General features: G+C 62.6%; 16 protein-coding genes. 6 read left to right on the top strand and 10 right to left on the bottom strand.

Annotation, left to right across the window (positions count from 1 at the left end; translation table 11 throughout):
• Positions 1-125 precede the first annotated feature (125 nt).
• Positions 126-695, bottom strand: a complete 570-nt coding sequence (locus Q1A71_RS10960; protein WP_299675412.1) for a DUF882 domain-containing protein — start codon at positions 693-695, stop codon at positions 126-128.
• Between the two features lie 343 nt (positions 696-1,038).
• Here Q1A71_RS10960 and Q1A71_RS10955 point away from each other — a divergent pair, with 343 nt between their 5' ends.
• The 4 genes from Q1A71_RS10955 to Q1A71_RS10940 are packed head-to-tail and all read left to right on the top strand — an operon-like array spanning position 1,039 to position 5,250.
• Positions 1,039-2,610: a L,D-transpeptidase family protein gene (locus Q1A71_RS10955; RefSeq protein WP_299675739.1), complete on the top strand. Its 1,572-nt coding sequence runs from the start codon at positions 1,039-1,041 to the stop codon at positions 2,608-2,610.
• A 31-nt stretch (positions 2,611-2,641) separates the two neighbouring features.
• Positions 2,642-3,742 (top strand): UDP-3-O-(3-hydroxymyristoyl)glucosamine N-acyltransferase, encoded by a 1,101-nt coding sequence (locus tag Q1A71_RS10950; protein WP_299675409.1) that lies wholly within the window; start codon positions 2,642-2,644, stop codon positions 3,740-3,742.
• Positions 3,743-3,777: 35 nt separating this feature from the next.
• Positions 3,778-4,035, top strand: coding sequence for an acyl carrier protein (locus Q1A71_RS10945; RefSeq protein ID WP_299675406.1), 258 nt, complete (start codon positions 3,778-3,780; stop codon positions 4,033-4,035).
• A 6-nt stretch (positions 4,036-4,041) separates the two neighbouring features.
• Entirely contained in the window at positions 4,042-5,250 is a 1,209-nt protein-coding gene (locus Q1A71_RS10940) for a beta-ketoacyl-[acyl-carrier-protein] synthase family protein (protein ID WP_299675401.1), read from the top strand.
• A gap of 135 nt (positions 5,251-5,385) precedes the next feature.
• Here the strand turns inward: Q1A71_RS10940 and Q1A71_RS10935 are convergent, their stop codons facing one another.
• On the bottom strand, positions 5,386-6,030 hold the full coding sequence (locus Q1A71_RS10935; protein ID WP_299675398.1) for an invasion associated locus B family protein: 645 nt from the start codon (positions 6,028-6,030) through the stop codon (positions 5,386-5,388).
• Positions 6,031-6,458: 428 nt separating this feature from the next.
• On the opposite strand from Q1A71_RS10935, the gene Q1A71_RS10930 reads away from it, so the two are divergent.
• Entirely contained in the window at positions 6,459-8,003 is a 1,545-nt protein-coding gene (locus Q1A71_RS10930; RefSeq protein ID WP_299675395.1) for a helicase HerA-like domain-containing protein, read from the top strand.
• Positions 8,004-8,087: 84 nt separating this feature from the next.
• On the opposite strand, the gene Q1A71_RS10925 is transcribed toward Q1A71_RS10930, so the two are convergent.
• The 7 genes from Q1A71_RS10925 to Q1A71_RS10895 form a co-directional block, all read right to left on the bottom strand.
• Positions 8,088-8,756 (bottom strand): hypothetical protein, encoded by a 669-nt coding sequence (locus Q1A71_RS10925; RefSeq protein ID WP_299675391.1) that lies wholly within the window; start codon positions 8,754-8,756, stop codon positions 8,088-8,090.
• An 85-nt stretch (positions 8,757-8,841) separates the two neighbouring features.
• Positions 8,842-10,158: a branched-chain amino acid ABC transporter permease gene (locus Q1A71_RS10920; protein ID WP_299675388.1), complete on the bottom strand. Its 1,317-nt coding sequence runs from the start codon at positions 10,156-10,158 to the stop codon at positions 8,842-8,844.
• On the bottom strand, positions 10,155-11,165 hold the full coding sequence (locus tag Q1A71_RS10915) for a branched-chain amino acid ABC transporter permease (protein WP_299675385.1): 1,011 nt from the start codon (positions 11,163-11,165) through the stop codon (positions 10,155-10,157). Before Q1A71_RS10915 ends, Q1A71_RS10920 begins: the two co-directional genes overlap by 4 nt.
• Positions 11,165-11,680, bottom strand: coding sequence for a hypothetical protein (locus Q1A71_RS10910; RefSeq protein ID WP_299675382.1), 516 nt, complete (start codon positions 11,678-11,680; stop codon positions 11,165-11,167). Before Q1A71_RS10910 ends, Q1A71_RS10915 begins: the two co-directional genes overlap by 1 nt.
• Before the next feature lie 2 nt (positions 11,681-11,682).
• On the bottom strand, positions 11,683-12,507 hold the full coding sequence (locus Q1A71_RS10905; protein WP_299675379.1) for an ABC transporter ATP-binding protein: 825 nt from the start codon (positions 12,505-12,507) through the stop codon (positions 11,683-11,685).
• 160 nt (positions 12,508-12,667) lie between these two features.
• Positions 12,668-13,450: an ABC transporter ATP-binding protein gene (locus Q1A71_RS10900; RefSeq protein WP_299675376.1), complete on the bottom strand. Its 783-nt coding sequence runs from the start codon at positions 13,448-13,450 to the stop codon at positions 12,668-12,670.
• Positions 13,451-13,544: 94 nt separating this feature from the next.
• Positions 13,545-14,735 carry an ABC transporter substrate-binding protein gene (locus Q1A71_RS10895; RefSeq protein WP_299675373.1) on the bottom strand — a complete coding sequence of 397 codons (1,191 nt, stop codon included), beginning with the start codon at positions 14,733-14,735 and terminating at the stop codon, positions 13,545-13,547.
• A gap of 165 nt (positions 14,736-14,900) precedes the next feature.
• Between Q1A71_RS10895 and Q1A71_RS10890 the strand changes: the two genes are divergently transcribed.
• Entirely contained in the window at positions 14,901-16,010 is a 1,110-nt protein-coding gene (locus tag Q1A71_RS10890) for a PQQ-dependent sugar dehydrogenase (protein WP_299675370.1), read from the top strand.
• Here Q1A71_RS10890 and Q1A71_RS10885 read toward each other — a convergent pair whose 3' ends face one another.
• Positions 16,011-17,015: a GlxA family transcriptional regulator gene (locus Q1A71_RS10885; RefSeq protein ID WP_299675367.1), complete on the bottom strand. Its 1,005-nt coding sequence runs from the start codon at positions 17,013-17,015 to the stop codon at positions 16,011-16,013. It abuts the gene before it with no gap.
• Positions 17,016-17,063 lie beyond the last annotated feature (48 nt).

Here is a 17,063-nt window from a genome sequence, read left to right as displayed (position 1 = left end):
CCTGAGCGCAACTGGCCCTCTGCCTGCCAGCCTGCGCTCAGGAGCGCTTGCGGAATATGTCAGAATGAAACAAAAAAGCGGCCAAACGACCGCTTTCCTACCGGGCTATGAAGCGAAAAGAGGGGTCAGCGCCCCCAGGTGCGCACCACGCCGCAGTCCATATGCACGAAATTGGACCGCGTGTATTTACCAACACCACCCCCGCGGCAAGCCGCCGCCGCCCGCGCGACCTGAGACACCGTCCGGCTCGACAGCCGCAGATCCGCAGCCTGGCCCTTCATGTGCAGCGAGTTCTTGGCCACCCCGCGGCTGCGCGAGCGCAACATCGCGTTGGTCTGCGGACTGCGATAGCCCGAAAGCAGCATATAGGGCTCCGACGCGTCCAGAAGGTTGTGCGCCGCCGACATGATGTCGATGGTGCGCAGGTCCATGGATGTCACACCATCGGTGCGCCAGTCCCGCATGAAGTGATTGATTTCCTTGACCGCATCCCGCACATATTCACCTTCGATCCAATAGATCATGTCGATGCGTTCGCCGGTCCGGCCGGAGTACATCTTGATCCGCCGGATGTCGCCACCCCCGCGCAGGAACCCTGCCGCGTTCGCGAATGTTGGTGCTGCCGTGATGGCCGTCGCCGCGAATGCGCCCAAAAGAGCGCGGCGAGACATGCCCGATGCAATGTCTGTCGTCATGTGGTCTTCGCCCCGTATTCTGCCTTTGCCCGTGATGTTACACGAGGGTGTCATCTCTTCCCCAGATGCAACATGGGTATGTCATAGCGGCGTTTGTTAACCAAGTGCTGAACGGGCGGGCGGTGTTTTTCGAACAATTTTAGGCAAAATCTCGCCAATTTGAGGCCGCGATCACGGATTTTGCTTGGGGCGATGCAGACCTGCATCAGGTGTGCCTTTCCTCGGCGAGCCCGGAATTTGTTATTGGACAGGATGAAACCAGCCCGCCAAAACGGAGAGGTATTTTTTGCGAGGGTTCAGAATGGCTACTTTTGGTTTGATCACACGACCGCTGGTTTTCACGATGGCGGGTCTAGTTCTGGCGCTGCTCGCTTTTGTCGCGCCGACACCCGCTGTGGCACAGGTGACCGCCTTCAAACAGGCGGTGGCCGAGGCCTCTGCCCGCGACGAGGACATCGCCGCCTTTTACCAGGCCAACAAGTTCGAGGCGATCTGGACCGGCAAGGGACGGGATCGGAACCGCCGTGCGGCCCTGATCCAGGCGCTCAGCAACGCCGCCAACCACGGCCTGCCCGCTGAGCGCTATGATGTGGCGGGCCTGCAGGCGAAGATGAAAGCCGCCCGCAGCCCGCGCGACCTCGGCCTGCTCGAGGTCGAGATGAGCCGGGTCTTCCTGCAATACGCCCGGGATCTGCAGACCGGCGTGCTGATCCCCGGCCGCATCGACAAGGCCATCGTGCGCAAGGTGCCGTACCGGGACCGCACGTCCTATCTGGTGAACTTCGCCAAATCCTCGCCCAAGGGCTTCTTCCGGGCGCTGGCGCCCCGGACCCATGAATACACCGCGCTGATGAAGGAGAAGCTCCGGCTGGAGCGTCTGCTGGCGCAGGGCGGCTGGGGCCAGACGGTGCCCGCCAACACCCTCAAGCCAGGGGCCTCGGGGGCCTCGGTCGTGGCGCTGCGCGACCGTCTTGTGCGCATGGGGTATATGAAGCGCACCGCGGGGCAGTCCTATGACGCCACTATGACGGCGGCGGTCCAGAGCTTCCAGCGGGCCCATGGTCTGGCCGAAGACGGCGTGGCCGGCCCCGGCACCATGACCGAGATCAACGTCTCGGTTCAGGAGCGTCTGCAATCGGTGATCGTGGCGATGGAGCGCGAGCGCTGGATGAACCAGGAGCGCGGCAAGCGCCACATCGAGGTCAACCTCACCGATTTCTCCGCCAAGATCATCGACAACGGCAAGATCACCTTTCAGACCCGCTCGGTCATCGGGCATCGCGCGCGCGATCGCCAGTCGCCCGAATTTTCCGACGTGATGGAGTTCATGGTCATCAACCCCAGCTGGTACGTGCCGCGCTCGATCGTGACCAAGGAATACCTGCCGGAGCTGCAGGCCAACCCCAACGCGGTCAACCACATCGAGATCACCGACCGCAGCGGCCGCCGAATTGACCGCTCCGCCGTTGATTTCACCCAGTTCACGCCCGCCAACTTCCCCTTTGCCATGCGCCAGCCACCCAGCCGGGGCAATGCGCTGGGGCTGGTGAAGTTCATGTTCCCGAACAAGCACAACATCTATCTGCACGACACGCCCGCCAAAAACCTCTTTGGCCGGGAAGTGCGCGCCTACAGCCACGGCTGCATCCGCCTCGCGGATCCGTTCGACTTTGCCTACGCGCTGCTTGCCAAGCAGACAAACGATCCGCAGGGGCTGTTTCAGCGCACGCTGGCCACGGGCAAGGAAACGCAGGTCGATCTGAAAGACCCCGTGCCCGTGCACATCATCTACCGCACCGCCTTTACCGACAGCAAAGGCCGCACCCAGTTCCGCCGTGACATCTACGGCCGGGACGGGCGCATCTGGGACGCGCTCTCCAAAGCAGGGGTGGCGTTGCGCGCGGTTCAGGGGTAAATCTGCGCCCGGATATTCCGGGGGCAGAGCGATGACGGACACAGGCCACAGCGTCATGGAAATTGCGGCGGCGCTGGGGGCGGAGGCCCACGGCGACACCTCTCTGCGGGTGACCCGCGCCGCCGAGCCGCAAACCGCGACGGCGGATGATCTCGCCATTGCGACCAACCAGACCTACGCCGACGCGCTGAGCGCGGGCCAGGCCCAGGTCGGCCTGCTCTGGGAGGGCGCCGATTGGGAGGGGCTCGGGCTCAAGGCCGCGATCATCCCGACACGTCCCCGCTATGCGATGTCGGGCATCACCAAGCTGATGGACCCCGGGCAGGGCTTCGGCGCGGGCATTCACCCGTCGGCGGTCATCGATCCCACCGCAGAGCTCGGGGAGGGCGTCAGCGTCGGGCCCCTCACGGTGATCGGGCCGGGCGCCAAGATCGGCGCGGGCTCCGTCATTGGCCCGCAATGCTTCATCGGCTGGAACGCTCAGCTGGGCGAGGGCGCCTTCCTGCGCGAAGGTGTGGGCATTGGCGCCCGCGTCCGCATCGGCGCGCGCTTCATCGCACAACCCGGTGCACGCGTCGGCGGGGACGGCTTTTCCTACGTGACGCCTGACCGCTCGGCGGTCGAAGCCACGCGCAGCACGCTGGGCAGCCAGGAAGACACCCAGGCCCAATCCTGGACGCGCATCCACTCGCTGGGGGCAGTCACGCTGGGCGATGACGTCGAGATCGGCATGAACTCGGTGATCGACTGCGGCACCATCCGCGACACCGTGGTGGGCGACCGCACCAAGATCGACAACCTCGTGCACATCGGCCACAACTGTGTGGTCGGCACCGATTGCCTGCTCTGCGGCTGCGTCGGCGTCGCGGGATCCGTGGATATCGGCAACTTCGTGATCCTCGGCGGTCAGGTCGGCGTCAGCGACAACATCTTCATCGGCGACGGGGTGATCGCGGGCGGCGGCAGCAAGATCCTCTCCAACGTGCCTGCGGGCCGCTCCATCCTCGGCTACCCGGCGGTGAAAATGGAAACCCACGTGGACACCTACAAGGCCACGCGCCGCCTGCCGCGGCTGATGCGTGACGTCGCGGCCCTGCAGAAAGCAGTTTTCAAATCGGACAAGAGTGACTAAATCCCAAGGCGAAGGACCTAAAGGGACCGGCGCGCATGAGCATCAAGGACAAAGTCATCGCCATCATCGCGGAACAGGCTGTGCTCGAGCCCTCAGATGTGCGCATGGAGAGCACGCTGGACGACCTCGGCATCGACAGCCTCGGCCTCGTGGAAAGCATCTTCTCCATCGAGGAGGAGTTCGACATCTCGGTGCCCTTCAACGCCAATGACCCGCAGGCCTCGGACTTCGACATCTCTACCGTCGCGTCGATTGTCGCTGGCATCGAGCGGCTGCAGGCGGAGCAGAGCTGACGGGCGATGAAACGCGTCGTCATCACCGGGGCAGGGACCATCAACGCGCTCGGGCACGACGTGCCCTCGACCCTCGCCGCGATGCGGGACGGCACCTGCGGCATCGGCCCGCTGGAGCTGCGCGATGTGGACAGGCTCTCGATCCAGATCGGCGGTCAGGTGCGCGGGTTCGAGGCCGAAGGGCGCTACAACCGCCAGCAGATGTCGCTCTATGATCGCTTCACACAGTTCACCCTGGCCGCCGCCAAGGAGGCCATCGACCAGTCGGGCCTCAGCTTCAGCGGCGAGCTCGCGGCGAAATCCGGCGTGGTGCTTGGCACCGCAGGCGGTGGGGTCAGCACCTGGGACGACAACTACCGTTCGGTCTACGAGGACGGCAAGAACCGCGTACATCCCTTCGTGGTCCCGAAACTGATGAACAACGCCGCCGCCAGCCACGTGAGCATGGAGCACAACCTCAAGGGCCCGTCCTTCACCGTATCAACCGCTTGCGCGTCGTCGAACCACGCGATGGCGCAGGCCTTCACCATGGTGCGCTCCGGGCTGGCCCCGGCCATGATCACCGGTGGGTCGGAATCGATGCTCTGCTTCGGCGGCGTGAAGGCCTGGGAAGGCCTGCGGGTGATGAGCCGCGACGCCTGTCGCCCGTTCTCGGCCAATCGCAACGGTATGGTCCAGGGGGAGGGCGCGGGCGTGTTCGTCTTCGAGGAATACGACCACGCCCGCGCCCGTGGCGCCCAGATCCTCTGCGAAGTCGCAGGATTTGCGATGTCGTCCGATGCCAGCGACATCGTGATGCCCTCCAAGAACGGCGCCTCGCGGGCCATGGCCGGCGCCCTGGCCGATGCGGGCATCAACCGTGATGAAGTGGGCTATATCAACGCCCACGGCACCGGCACGGCGGCCAACGACAAGACCGAATGCGCCGCCGTCGCGGATGTCTTCGGCCCCCACGCCGATAAGCTGATGATCTCCTCGACGAAATCCATGCACGGCCATCTCATCGGCGGCACCGGCGCGGTGGAACTGCTGGCCTGCATCATGGCTCTGAGGGACGGTGTCATCGCGCCGACGATCGGCTATGAAGAGCCCGACCCCGAATGCGCCCTCGACGTGGTGCCGAACGAGGCGCGTGAGGCCAAGGTCAAGGTAGCGATCTCCAACGCCTTCGCCTTCGGCGGCATGAACGCCGTGCTGGCCCTGCGCGCCGCATGACCCGCGGTTGATCCGGAGCCGCAGCCGCGCTCCGCATCGTCCAACCCCCCCATGCGCCAACCCAAGCACCCCCCGCCGCACAAAAAAGCCGCCCTCCCGGCAAGGGAGCGCGGCCCTGATCCTGCGGCCCGACGCTTACTGCTCGATCACCGAGACTTTCTCATACCCGGCGGTGAAGCCTGAAAGCGAGAGCACGATATCCACCTTCTGGTCCGGCGCCAGAACCGGCACGATCGTCAGCATCGCCTCATTGCCGCGTTTGAAGGCGTTCACGTCCTCTTCGGTCAGACCGATGCGCGCATAGCATCCGATGGTGTTGCAGAAGGCGAAGGGATAGCGCCGCGCGGGTTGGCTGTCGATCTGCATGGTCAGCTGCGCCTGCAACGAGGTCTCCAGCGGCACCACGATCGTGGCCCCGGCCTTGGCCTGTCCCTCACCGGGCAGACGGAACAGCGTGAACTCCGAAATCGGAGCCCCTTCGCCGTCTTCCAGCAACTGGTACATCTGGCAGGGGTCCTCGTCCCCCTCGGTCTTGATGCAGCGCAGGCTCCAGTCTCCGAAGGTCTCGGTGATGTAAGTCTGGCCGACCTGCGGCGCGTCCGAGGCCTCTTCGCCGAGGCTCAACTCATCCGCGAGGCTCGGGTTGGCCTGCTCCGCGGCGGGCGCGTCCGTTGGCGCCTCGGCAGGGGTCTCTTCGGTGGTCTCCGTCTGCGCAAACGCCAGCGAGGCTGCGAAGGCCAGAGGCAGGCCAGCGGAAGTAAGTGACATCAGCTTGGGCATGAGTGCTCCGTTCTCAGTGATTTTCTGCGGTGTACCATGCGGGTCTGCCGCTGTCAGTCCCATGCGCTGGAAATCGCAGCCCGGCAGGTCACTTTTTCGCGGGATCCGGCCATAAGAAAAGGGATGCAAAAAGCATCCCTTCCCAAATTGTTTTCTCCCCGTCGGACTGGCCGACTTATTGCGAGGGAGGCTACGCAACGGCATGGGTGCCGTCAACCGGAAACTCACATAAAATGAGACCGCTTACATAAATAATCCGTGTGTCGGGAAAAAAGGCCGTACCGATAAACGGCACGGCCAGTCTGACAGGGAGGATGTCCAGGCCGGGAAGGACATGTGTACCAGCCCGGACAGATTGACTATGGCCCCCAAAGGTTAAAAACCTATGCTGGAGAACAGAGTTTTTTGAAGGGCAGGGGGGCCGGCACATGACATCAGGCATTTTTATCGGTGGCGGCGGGCCGGACTACGGCACACAGCAGCATCTGTCCTTGGGATATGCCAACCGCCACGGGCTGATCGCGGGCGCCACCGGCACCGGCAAGACCGTCACCTTGCAGATCCTGGCCGAGGGTTTCTCAAAGGCGGGCGTGCCGGTGTTTCTGTCGGACGTGAAGGGCGATCTCTCGGGCCTCGCCAAGGCGGGCAGCGCGAGCCACAAGCTGCACACCCCCTTCACCGAACGCGCTGAAACCATCGGCTTTGCCGACTACATCTACGAGGCCTTCCCGGTCACCTTCTGGGATCTCTTCGGCGATCAGGGTCACCCGGTCCGCACCACCGTCTCGGAGATGGGCCCGCTGCTGCTTGCCCGCCTGCTGGAGCTCACCGAGGCGCAGGAGGGCATCCTCAACATCGCCTTCCGATTGGCGGATGAAGACGGGCTGCCGCTGCTCGATCTCAAAGACCTGCAATCGCTGCTGGTCTGGATCGGCGAGAACGCCAAGGACCTCTCGCTGCGCTACGGCAATGTCTCCTCCGCCTCCATCGGGGCCATTCAGCGCCGCCTGCTGGTGCTGGAAAACCAGGGCGGCGCCGGGCTCTTCGGCGAGCCTGCGCTGGCGCTCTCCGACCTCATGCGCGTAGGGACAGACGGCAAGGGCCAGATCAACATCCTCGCCGCTGACAAGCTCATGGGTGCGCCGGGCCTCTACGCCACCTTCCTGCTCTGGCTGCTCTCGGAGCTCTTCGAGGAACTGCCCGAGGTGGGCGACCCGGACAAACCCAAGCTGGTCTTCTTTTTCGACGAAGCACACCTGCTCTTCGACGACGCCCCCAAGGCGCTTGTCGACAAGGTCGAGCAGGTCGCGCGGCTCATTCGCTCCAAGGGCGTCGGCGTCTATTTCATCACCCAGAACCCGGCAGATGTGCCCGAAGATATCCTCGGCCAGCTCGGCAACCGCATCCAGCACGCCCTGCGCGCCTTCACCGCGAAAGACCGTAAAGAGCTGCGCCTGGCCGCCGAGACCTACCGCGAGAACCCCGCGTTTGAGACCGAAGAGGCCATCCGCGAGGTCGGCGTGGGTGAAGCGGTGACCTCCATGTTGCAGAAAAAAGGCGTGCCCGGCGTGGTCGAACGTACGCTCATCCGCCCGCCGTCCTCACAGCTGGGGCCGATCACCAAGGCCGAGCGCGCCGAGATCATGGTGGCCTCCGACATGGCCGGGAAATACGACGAGCCCGTGGACCGCAAATCCGCCTTCGAAATCCTCAAGCAACGCGCCGATCAGGCCGCCGCAGAGGCGGCGGAGGCCGAAGAAAAAGCCGAGGAAGCCACCCCCTTCGAGCGCGAATTCAACGCCGCCCGCCGCTACAACGGCACCCGCGTCTCCCGCTCCACCTCCCGCGCGAGCCGCCGCCAGAGCAAAAGCCTCGGCGGCGCCGTCGCCAGCGCGGTCATCAAGGAGCTCTCCGGCACCACCGGGCGCCGCCTCGTCCGCGGTATTCTAGGCGGGTTGTTCAAGGGGCGGTGACGGGACACATACGCGGTTCAAGGTTTGTCCGGTTAGATCTTCTAGGGCTCTATATAACCGAACTGAAATTCAGACAGCTTCATGTCAGTTGGGCTCGGAGAAACCGCGGAAACGGCCACCAATGCTAGGTAAATCGCAGTGATCAAAAATCTGTCCGCTAAAAAATGCCGATATCGAGCGCAATTCTGAACCGCGCGCTGAGGCGGTGTACAGTTCATCAGTGAGCGCATAGCCGCAATTCAGGACATAACTCAGCAACGACCGTACGTCGCAGTTATCCATCACACCTTGGGGGTCGCGGCCGCGGATCGCTTCATCGTAAGCATTGGTTAAACAGGCATCCAATGGAGCGAAACCACGACCGACAAGGAAAAACTCAATTGTTGCCTCCAGGTTGGTGTACACTTCTGCGGCCAGAACTCGTCTTATTATCAGCAGGTTGGATTGATTTCTTCTATTCCAGTCAGCGTAGGCTGCATCGTATGCGGTTTTCCGATCAATAACTTCAGACATCGACTGCTCTGATGGGTCTTGTGCGTGCCTGCGTAGGCCTGATGCAAGTAACTCAGCGCGTACCCTGCGCGCATAGATGTCCTCGGAAAACTCCAGTATTGCTTTTTCTCGCTGGCGAGCAGCTTCGCCAGATCGCAGACTGTTGTCTATTAGAAATGAAATGCAAACAAGCGTGAGAGGTGTCAGCACTCCTAAACCAATTTTGGTGACTTCAAGCCATGTCCAATCGCCTGACTTCATGGAACTTCCTTTGAATCAAAACGTGGCTTCTGTCCCCATGGTAGACGTGTAGTAAAGCTCTGCAAAGCTGTTCAGGGCAGCCGCACTACCGCTCCGGGATCAACCCCCGCGGGCTGAACCGAAGCACCAGCAGCAGCACCAGCCCCATCGTAAAGAGCCGCATATGCGCAGCACTCTCGATCAAATGCGCCTTCAGCGGTGACCCATCGGCCATGCCCGACGTTATCAGCTCCATCAGCCACAGCCCCATCGGCTCCACCTGCACCCAGAGGAACCAGATCAGGAACCCGCCAAGCACCGCGCCGAAGTTGTTGCCCGACCCGCCCACGATTACCATGACCCACACAAGGAACGTGAACCTCAGCGGCTGATAGGTCCCCGGCGTCAGCTGCCCGTCGAGCGTCGTCATCATCGCCCCAGCCACACCACAAATCGCCGAGCCGAGCACGAAGATCTGCAAGTGCCGCGCGGTCACATCCTTGCCCATGGCCTCCGCCGCCACCTCATTGTCGCGAATGGCGCGCATCATCCGGCCCCAGGGGCTGTTGAGTGCCCGCTGCGCCATCCACAGCAGGATCAGCAGCACAATCAGAAACAGCCCCGCATAGGCGAGCTTGACGTAAAGCGTCGAGGCCTCCACAGCGGTGAATCCCAGCCCCGCTGCACGCTCCACAAAGGCGGGATCGTTCTGCAACTCGATCTCGAAGGGCGTGGGCCGGGGCAGGCCGACCACATTCTTCACCCCACGCGCGAGCCAATCCTCGTTCTTCAGCACCGCAATGATGATCTCGGCAATGCCCAGCGTCGCAATCGCCAGATAGTCCGACCGCAACCCCAGCGCCGTCTTCCCGATCACCCAGGCCGCCGCGGCGGCAAAGAGCCCGCCCACCGGCCAGGCCAGCGCGACCCAAAGCCCCTGGTTGATCCCGAGGCCGCCGAGATAGCCAGTCAGCGCAGGGTTGATCTCCTCCACCGCCTCCACGCCCGGATCAAACAGCGCGCGATAGATAAAGAACCCGGCCACCAGCATGCCCAGCACGACAACCTTGCGCAGCACCCCCGGCGCCATGCGCCCCCGCACCAGCACCACCGCCGCGATCACCACGACACCAAAAACAAAGGCACTGAGGATATTCCAGCCGCCCGCCTCAAAGGCCCCCGGCGTCGCCGGCATGCCCACCAGCACCGCGGCCAACCCGCCAAGGGCGACAAACCCCATGATGCCCACGTTGAAAAGCCCCGCAAAGCCCCACTGCAGGTTCACACCCAAGGCCATGATCGCCGAAATCAGCCCCATGTTCACGATCACCAGCGCCGTGTTCCAGCCCTGCGCAAAGCCCACATAGGCAATAAGCAGCGCCACGATCGCAAAGAGCATCGTGTTCTTCACAGCCGGGCTCATACCGCTTTTCCCTTGAAGAGGCCCGTCGGCTTGAAGAGCAGGACAATGAGCAGGATGAGGAAGCTCACCGCGAATTTGTAATCCGTCGACAGAAGCTGCACCAACCCGTCGGGCGCGAGGTTCTCGGGCAGCACATAGCCCAGCACCTTCTTCCAGGCATAGGTGATCGTGACCTCCGAGAAGGCGATGACGAAGCCGCCCGCAATCGCCCCCAGTGGGTTGCCCAAGCCGCCGACGATGGCGCTCGCAAAGATCGGCAGCAGCAGCTGGAAGTAGGTGAAGGGCTTGAACGACTTGTCGAGCCCGTAGAGCACACCCGCCGTGGTGGCGAGGGCTGCCACGATCAGCCAGGTCACCATCACCACCCGCTCGGGGTTGATCCCGGACAAGAGCGCCAGATCCTCATTGTCCGAATAGGCGCGCATCGACTTGCCCGTGCGCGTGCGGTTGAGGAACCAGAAGAGCAGGATCACGACCACAACCGCGGTGACAATGGTGATGCCCTGCGTGGTCTTGAACGCCAGCCCCTCTCGCAGCCCCGTCATCTCCCGGAAGGTCCGCGCCGACACGATGAACCGTTCCCCATCCAGAAACCGCTGGTCATCCGGCCCGATGATGAAGCGCACAATCCCGTTGAGGATGAATGTCACCCCAAGGCTCACGATCACAAAGATCACCGGCTTTGCCTTCTGCGCGCGGTAAAACCGATAGACGGCACGGTCGGTCAACAGCACCAGCGCCATACACCCCAATATCCCGAACGGCAGGGCGAGCAGCGCCGTGGGCAAGGGCGCAATGCTCACCCCCTGCGCCTGAAAGAGCCAGGTCACGAGCACGGTCACCATCGCCCCAAAGGCCATCGTGTCCCCATGGGCAAAGTTCGAGAACCGCAGAATGCCGTAAATCAGCGTGACCCCCAACGCCCCCAGCGCCAGCTGCGAGCCATAGGCCACAGCCGGGATGATCACGAAGTTCGAGAGGGCAATGAAGGCGTTGAGGAAGTCCACTAGTTCGCCCCCCAATGACTACAAGACAAGGTCTGGTAGGTATATTCGTGTTCTGACGAGAGCGTTTCATAAATCCGAGCGGTGACGCGCCCTTCGTTAAACCCAACGTCGATATCGTCTGGAACAAGGATGCGGATGAGCCATTCCATCCCCGGGCGATCCTTCATCTCCTCCGGCACACGGAAAAAGTAATTTGCGAGCCCCCAACCGTCGGCATCGAAAGCGCTGCCATCCTTTGACACGTCAATACGTTCAAGCCTGTGTGGCGCTTCCGAACTGCTTGCCCAAATAACGACCCCGTCTTCGGCAACAACGCCGTCTGGTGCCTCGGTTGAAACCAGCAGCAATTGACCTTCAGCCTCGTAGCACGCACCCAAGCGCGAGCAGGTCTGAAGCTTTTCACAGATGACGGCTTCGGCCTCTTGCATTGGTTCGTTTGAGAGAGTTGTTGCGAAGGTCGCACTGCCAAGAAAAAAGAGGGGGAGCGCCGCCATCAAGGTTAACCGAACGTTCATGCTCAACCTCCCAAAAACGACTTGCGCACTTCGGGATCGGCCAGCAACTCCTTGCCCGTCCCCGAATACGCATTCCGCCCCTGCACCAGCACATAGCCCTTGTCGGCGATCTCCAGCGCCTGCCGCGCGTTCTGCTCCACCATCAGGATCGGAATGCCGGTGCGCGCCACCTCGATGATCCGGTCGAACAGCTCATCCATCACAATCGGTGACACTCCCGCCGTCGGCTCATCCAGCATCAGCACCTTGGGCTGTGTCATCAGCGCGCGCCCCACGGCCACCTGCTGGCGCTGCCCGCCCGAGAGCTCCCCCGCAGACTGCCGCCGCTTCTCGCGCAGAATGGGGAACAGATCGTAAATCTGCTCCATCGTCGGGCGGATGTCGTCGGTGCGAATGAAGGCCCCCATCTCCAGATTCTCCTCCACGGTCATGGAGGTGAAGATGTTCGAGGTCTGCGGCACGAACCCCATGCCCTTGGCGACCCGGTCCTGCGGTGACAGCGCGGTGATCTCCTCCCCATCGAGCCGCACATGCCCGCCCCGAAGGTTCAGCATGCCAAACACGGCCTTCATGCCAGTCGACTTACCCGCCCCATTGGGCCCGACGATCACCGCGATCTCGCCCCGGTCCACCGCAATGGTACAGTCATGCAGAATGTCGGGCCCCGCGCCATAGCCGCCGGTCATCTTATCCCCGATCAGAAACGGCCCGCCCGGCGCAGAGGACGCGCGCCCGCCAGATGTCACCGGCGTCGCCGTGCCCATACCCTGCGGATTGCCCAGCGACAGATCCTTGTTGCCCCGGTCGGAATAGGGATCGGAACTCATGGCTTCATTCTTCCAAAAATACTCATGGCGCATGGCGTGCCACCAAAGCCATCGGTCGCCAAATGCTCCGGCTGAACCACACAGAAGGGATCAATGCATGCATTAAACACCGACGTGATACCGACGTCATACCGACGCGATATAGATGCCTCACCGACACTCATGCGCCCACCTTGTCCTTGTTCTTGAGCCCGGTGCCCAAATAGGCCTCGATCACCTGTTCATTCGCCTTGATCTCGTCCAAAGTTCCTTCGGCCAGCACCTTGCCCTCAGCCATGCAGATCACCGGATCACAGAGCCGCCCGATGAAATCCATATCGTGCTCGATCACCACAAAGGTATAGCCACGGTCCTGGTTCAGCCGGATGATCGCGTCGCCAATCGTGTTCAACAGCGTGCGGTTCACCCCCGCGCCCACCTCATCCAAAAACACGATCTTCGCGTCCACCATCATGGTGCGGCCAAGCTCCAGAAGCTTCTTCTGCCCGCCCGAAATTTGCCCCGCCTTTTGCTCGGCCAGGTGCTCAATGGTCAGGAACTCCAGCACCTCATCGGCCTTGGCCTTGAGCGCGCGCTCCTCATTCGCAATCCGCCTGCGCCCAAACCAGGTGTTCCACAACGTCTCGCCCGACTGATACCCCGGCACCATCATCAGGTTCTCGCGGCAGCTCATCGACGAAAACTCATGCGCGATCTGAAAGGTGCGCAGCAGTCCCTTGTGAAAGAGCGTATGCGGCGGCAGGCCGGTAATATCCTCGCCGTCCATCGTCACCCGGCCTGATGTTGGTTCAAGAACGCCCGCGATCACATTGAAAAGTGTGGTTTTTCCGGCGCCGTTTGGGCCGATCAACCCGGTGATCATGCCCTTTTCAATTTCCAGGCTGGCGCCATCGACGGCATGAAAACCGCCGAAATGCTTGTGAAGGTCGTCCACGACGATCATTCAGACATCCCCATCCGCGCTGCTTGCGCGTGTCTTATCATTGGACCAGCCCAGAGCACAAAGCTCCGGGCTGCTCAAGTCCTTCCGCGGCGGCTTACTTGAACCCGATGGTCGCGTTCTCGCCGTCTTTCACTTCGATCAGGCGATAGGTGCCCGCGGACTCGCCGGGGCCGATCAGCTCAACGGCCGACGCGCCCACATAGTCGATGTCGCCGCCGTCCCGCAGGATGTCGAAGGCCTTGCCGAGCTCACCGGGATAGATCTTCTCACCAGGCGCGTTGGCCACCTCGAGGATCTTCGGTCCGTAGTCTGCCGGGTCGGTGCTGCCGGCCGCTTGCATGGCCAACATGAAGAGCGCCGCTGCGTCATAGCTTTCCGGCGTGTAGGGCGAGGTTGCATCAAATGCGTCGCCGGCCATTTCCGTCAGCTTTTCAATGCCTTCGCCGCCCGAACCCGCGATCTGACCGTAAGAGCCGTCAAGCGCCGGGCCCACATTCGCAGGCAGGCTGTCACCGATCATGCCGCCGGGCAGGCCGAAGGTATCAAAAGCGCCTGAGTCAAGCGCTGCATTGATGATGCCCAGACCGCCCTGGTCCAGATAGCCTGCCACGACGAGAATATCGCCACCGGCCGAGGCCAGCGCGCCCATTTCGGCAGAGTAGTCGGCCTTGCCGTCCTCATGCGCCGCGACAATGGTCACTTCGCCGCCGATCTTCTTGAAATTGCTCTCAATTGCGTCGGCCAGACCCTTGCCATAGTCATTGTTGGTGTAGGTCAGTGCGATGGAGGTCACGCCGCGGTCCTGCAACACTTCCGCCATCACCTCACCTTCGCGCGCATCCGAAGGCGCCGTGCGGAAGAACAGATCATTGTCTTCGACGGTCGACAGACCCGGCGAGGTGGCGGAGGGCGAAATCATCACCATCCCGTTCGGGATCGCCACGTTTTGCAGGATCGCGCCAGTCACACCGGAGCAGTCACCGCCGATGATGCCATGCACACCGTCCGCAATCAGACGTTCGCCGTTGGATGTGGACAGGCCATTGTCGATGCAGCCGGTGTCGGCGCGCATTGGCGTGACCGTGGCGCCATCCAGCAGCTTGCCGCCGTCAGTGGCTTCTTTCATGGCCAGTTCGGCACCGGAGGCCATTGGGCCTGCCAGCGATTCAATAGGGCCGGTGAAGCCGATCAGAACGCCCAGCTTGACTTCCTTTGCATGACCATCGGCAAAGGCCGAGGTCGCCACAAGTGCCGCGGCCGTTGAGGCCAGAAGCATCTTTTTCATTGGTTTCTCCCATATTGGAACGTCATGTTCGGGCGACAGGTTATGCCCGGTCTGCTCAAAAGAAAAGCGCTTTTCCACAGGCTCACGTCCCGTTCAGGGGACTTGAGATGGCCCGTTGCGACCCTAGCTAGAAGAGGCATCGGTTTTGCCTGAAAGGACTGGCTCATGATCCATTTTCGCACCGCCTCTTCCTATGTTCTCGCCGCTTGTCTGAGCGCTCTTGTCCCGCTCCAGGCAGCGGGTCAGACGGAGGTGTCGATCACCCCGGTGGTGCAGGGGCTCGATACCCCCTGGGCGGTGGCGGCGCTGCCAGCGGGCGGGATGCTGATCACCGAGCGGGGCGGCGCCTTGCTGCACGTGAAGGACGGTGCATCAACCGCGGTTGACGGGGTTCCGGAGGTACATGCACGCGGGCAGGGGGGGCTGCTGGATGTGACGCTGGCACAGGACTTCGCGGCCACCCGGGAGATCTTTCTCACCTACTCCAAACGGCAGGCAGGCGGGGCCGGTACAGCGCTGGCGGTGGCGCGGCTTTCCGATGATGGATCGCAGCTGGAGGACCTGCGCGTCATCTTCGAGTCCGCCCCGGGCAGCTCCGGCGGGCGTCACTTTGGCAGCCGCGTGGTGGAGGCGCCTGACGGCACATTGTTCCTGACCATTGGCGACCGGGGAGATCGGCCGTCGGCGCAGGACCGCAGCAATCACAACGGCACAGTCGTGCGGGTCAACCGCGACGGGTCGGTGCCGGGCGACAACCCCTTTGTGGGGCAGCAGGGCATTCAACCTGAGATCTGGTCCTTCGGGCATCGCAACCAGCAGGGCGCGGGGCTCGACGCCTCGGGCCAGCTCTGGACGTCCGAGCATGGCGCGCGCGGTGGCGACGAGCTCAATCGTGTGCAGAAAGGGGCCAACTTCGGCTGGCCGGTGATCTCATATGGGCGGCACTATTCGGGGCTGAAGATCGGTGAGGGCACCTCCAAAGAGGGCATGGAGCAGCCGGTGCACTATTGGGACCCGTCAATGGCGCCCTCCGGTCTGCTGGTCTATCAGGGTGACATGTTCCCGGATTGGCGCGGCGACATCTTCGTGGGATCGCTCAAGTTCGACTATATCGCGCGGCTCGAGGTGTCAGGCGACAGCGCCCGCGAGGTCGAGCAGATCGAGACCGACCAGACCAGCCGCGTGCGCGATATCATCGAGGCGCCCGATGGCAGCATCCTGTTCATTTCGGTGGGGGATGGTGTGGTCTACCGGATGACGCGCACGGGCGCCTGATCAGATCGACAGCCGCGTCGCATGGCTGCCCCGCTCGCGATAGGGTGTGGTGTCGTAATGCGACCGGTAGCATTTGGAAAAATGCGACGGCGAGGCAAACCCGCAGGCCAGGGCCACATTGATCACGCTCATGTCGGTCTGCATCAGCAGGTTGCGCGCCTTCTGCAGCCGAAGCTCCATATAGTAGCGCTTGGGCGAGCGGTTGAGATAGCGGCGGAAGAGCCGCTCCAGCTGCCGGGTGCTCATGCCCACATCCTTGGCAAGGATCGACGGGCTGATCGGCTCCTCGATATTGCTCTCCATCATCTGGATGACCTTGCTGAGCTTGGGGTGCCGGACGCCGATGCGCGTGGGCACCGACAGGCGCTGCGTGTCCTGATCTGTGCGGATTGAGGCGTAGATCAGTTGATCGGCCACCATATTGGCGAGTTCCTCGCCCTGATGGTCGGCAATGAGCTTCAGCATGAGGTCTATGGAGGAGGTGCCACCGGCGGTCGTGATCCGGTTGCCATCCACCACGAAGACAGATTTGGTCAGGTCCACCTCCGGGAATTCCTCGGAAAAGCTGTCCTGGTTTTCCCAGTGAATGGTGGCGCGTTTGCCGTCCAGCAACCCGGCTTTGGCCAATGTATGGGCTGCGGTGCAGAGCCCGCCCACCAGGACGCCTTTGCGCGCTTCGCGGCGCAGCCAACCCAGAACGCGTTTGGTGGTCGCCGCCTGCACGTCGATGCCGCCGCACACCATGACCGTGTCGTCGCGCCCCAACTCTTCTAGATCCCCATCAAGCTTGAAGCCGCTTCCGGCAGAGGCGTGGACGATGTCGCCGCCTTCGCCGACGATCCGCCATTCGTAAAGCGGCTTCCCGGCCATCCGATTGGCGATGCGCAGGCTTTCCACAGCCGCCGCGAAACAGAGCAGGGTGAAGTCTTCCAGCAACACGAAGACGAAGCGCCGCGGCTTCTCGGCGGGCGGATCATTTCGCGTGGCTGGTTGCATCTGGGACATCGCCGTCTCTTGGTCTTCTCTCTTCCCGAAGCAGGACCGGTTGGCCTC

Source organism: uncultured Roseobacter sp., from assembly GCF_947493125.1.
Taxonomy (GTDB): Bacteria; Pseudomonadota; Alphaproteobacteria; order Rhodobacterales; family Rhodobacteraceae; genus Roseobacter.
This window is presented reverse-complemented; position numbering and strand designations above follow the sequence as displayed.

What these genes read in the sequence shown, in the direction of transcription:
- Q1A71_RS10890 (WP_299675370.1), top strand. Translation starts at nt 14,901, where the DNA reads ATGATCCATTTTCGCACCGCCTCTTCCTATGTTCTCGCCGCTTGTCTG.
- Q1A71_RS10940 (WP_299675401.1), top strand. Translation starts at nt 4,042, where the DNA reads ATGAAACGCGTCGTCATCACCGGGGCAGGGACCATCAACGCGCTCGGG.
- Q1A71_RS10910 (WP_299675382.1), bottom strand. Translation starts at nt 11,680, where the DNA reads ATGAACGTTCGGTTAACCTTGATGGCGGCGCTCCCCCTCTTTTTTCTT.
- Q1A71_RS10905 (WP_299675379.1), bottom strand. Translation starts at nt 12,507, where the DNA reads ATGAGTTCCGATCCCTATTCCGACCGGGGCAACAAGGATCTGTCGCTG.
- Q1A71_RS10960 (WP_299675412.1), bottom strand. Translation starts at nt 695, where the DNA reads ATGACGACAGACATTGCATCGGGCATGTCTCGCCGCGCTCTTTTGGGC.
- Q1A71_RS10945 (WP_299675406.1), top strand. Translation starts at nt 3,778, where the DNA reads ATGAGCATCAAGGACAAAGTCATCGCCATCATCGCGGAACAGGCTGTG.
- Q1A71_RS10935 (WP_299675398.1), bottom strand. Translation starts at nt 6,030, where the DNA reads ATGCCCAAGCTGATGTCACTTACTTCCGCTGGCCTGCCTCTGGCCTTC.
- Q1A71_RS10895 (WP_299675373.1), bottom strand. Translation starts at nt 14,735, where the DNA reads ATGAAAAAGATGCTTCTGGCCTCAACGGCCGCGGCACTTGTGGCGACC.
- Q1A71_RS10950 (WP_299675409.1), top strand. Translation starts at nt 2,642, where the DNA reads ATGACGGACACAGGCCACAGCGTCATGGAAATTGCGGCGGCGCTGGGG.
- Q1A71_RS10930 (WP_299675395.1), top strand. Translation starts at nt 6,459, where the DNA reads ATGACATCAGGCATTTTTATCGGTGGCGGCGGGCCGGACTACGGCACA.
- Q1A71_RS10955 (WP_299675739.1), top strand. Translation starts at nt 1,039, where the DNA reads ATGGCGGGTCTAGTTCTGGCGCTGCTCGCTTTTGTCGCGCCGACACCC.
- Q1A71_RS10920 (WP_299675388.1), bottom strand. Translation starts at nt 10,158, where the DNA reads ATGAGCCCGGCTGTGAAGAACACGATGCTCTTTGCGATCGTGGCGCTG.
- Q1A71_RS10885 (WP_299675367.1), bottom strand. Translation starts at nt 17,015, where the DNA reads ATGTCCCAGATGCAACCAGCCACGCGAAATGATCCGCCCGCCGAGAAG.
- Q1A71_RS10925 (WP_299675391.1), bottom strand. Translation starts at nt 8,756, where the DNA reads ATGAAGTCAGGCGATTGGACATGGCTTGAAGTCACCAAAATTGGTTTA.
- Q1A71_RS10900 (WP_299675376.1), bottom strand. Translation starts at nt 13,450, where the DNA reads ATGATCGTCGTGGACGACCTTCACAAGCATTTCGGCGGTTTTCATGCC.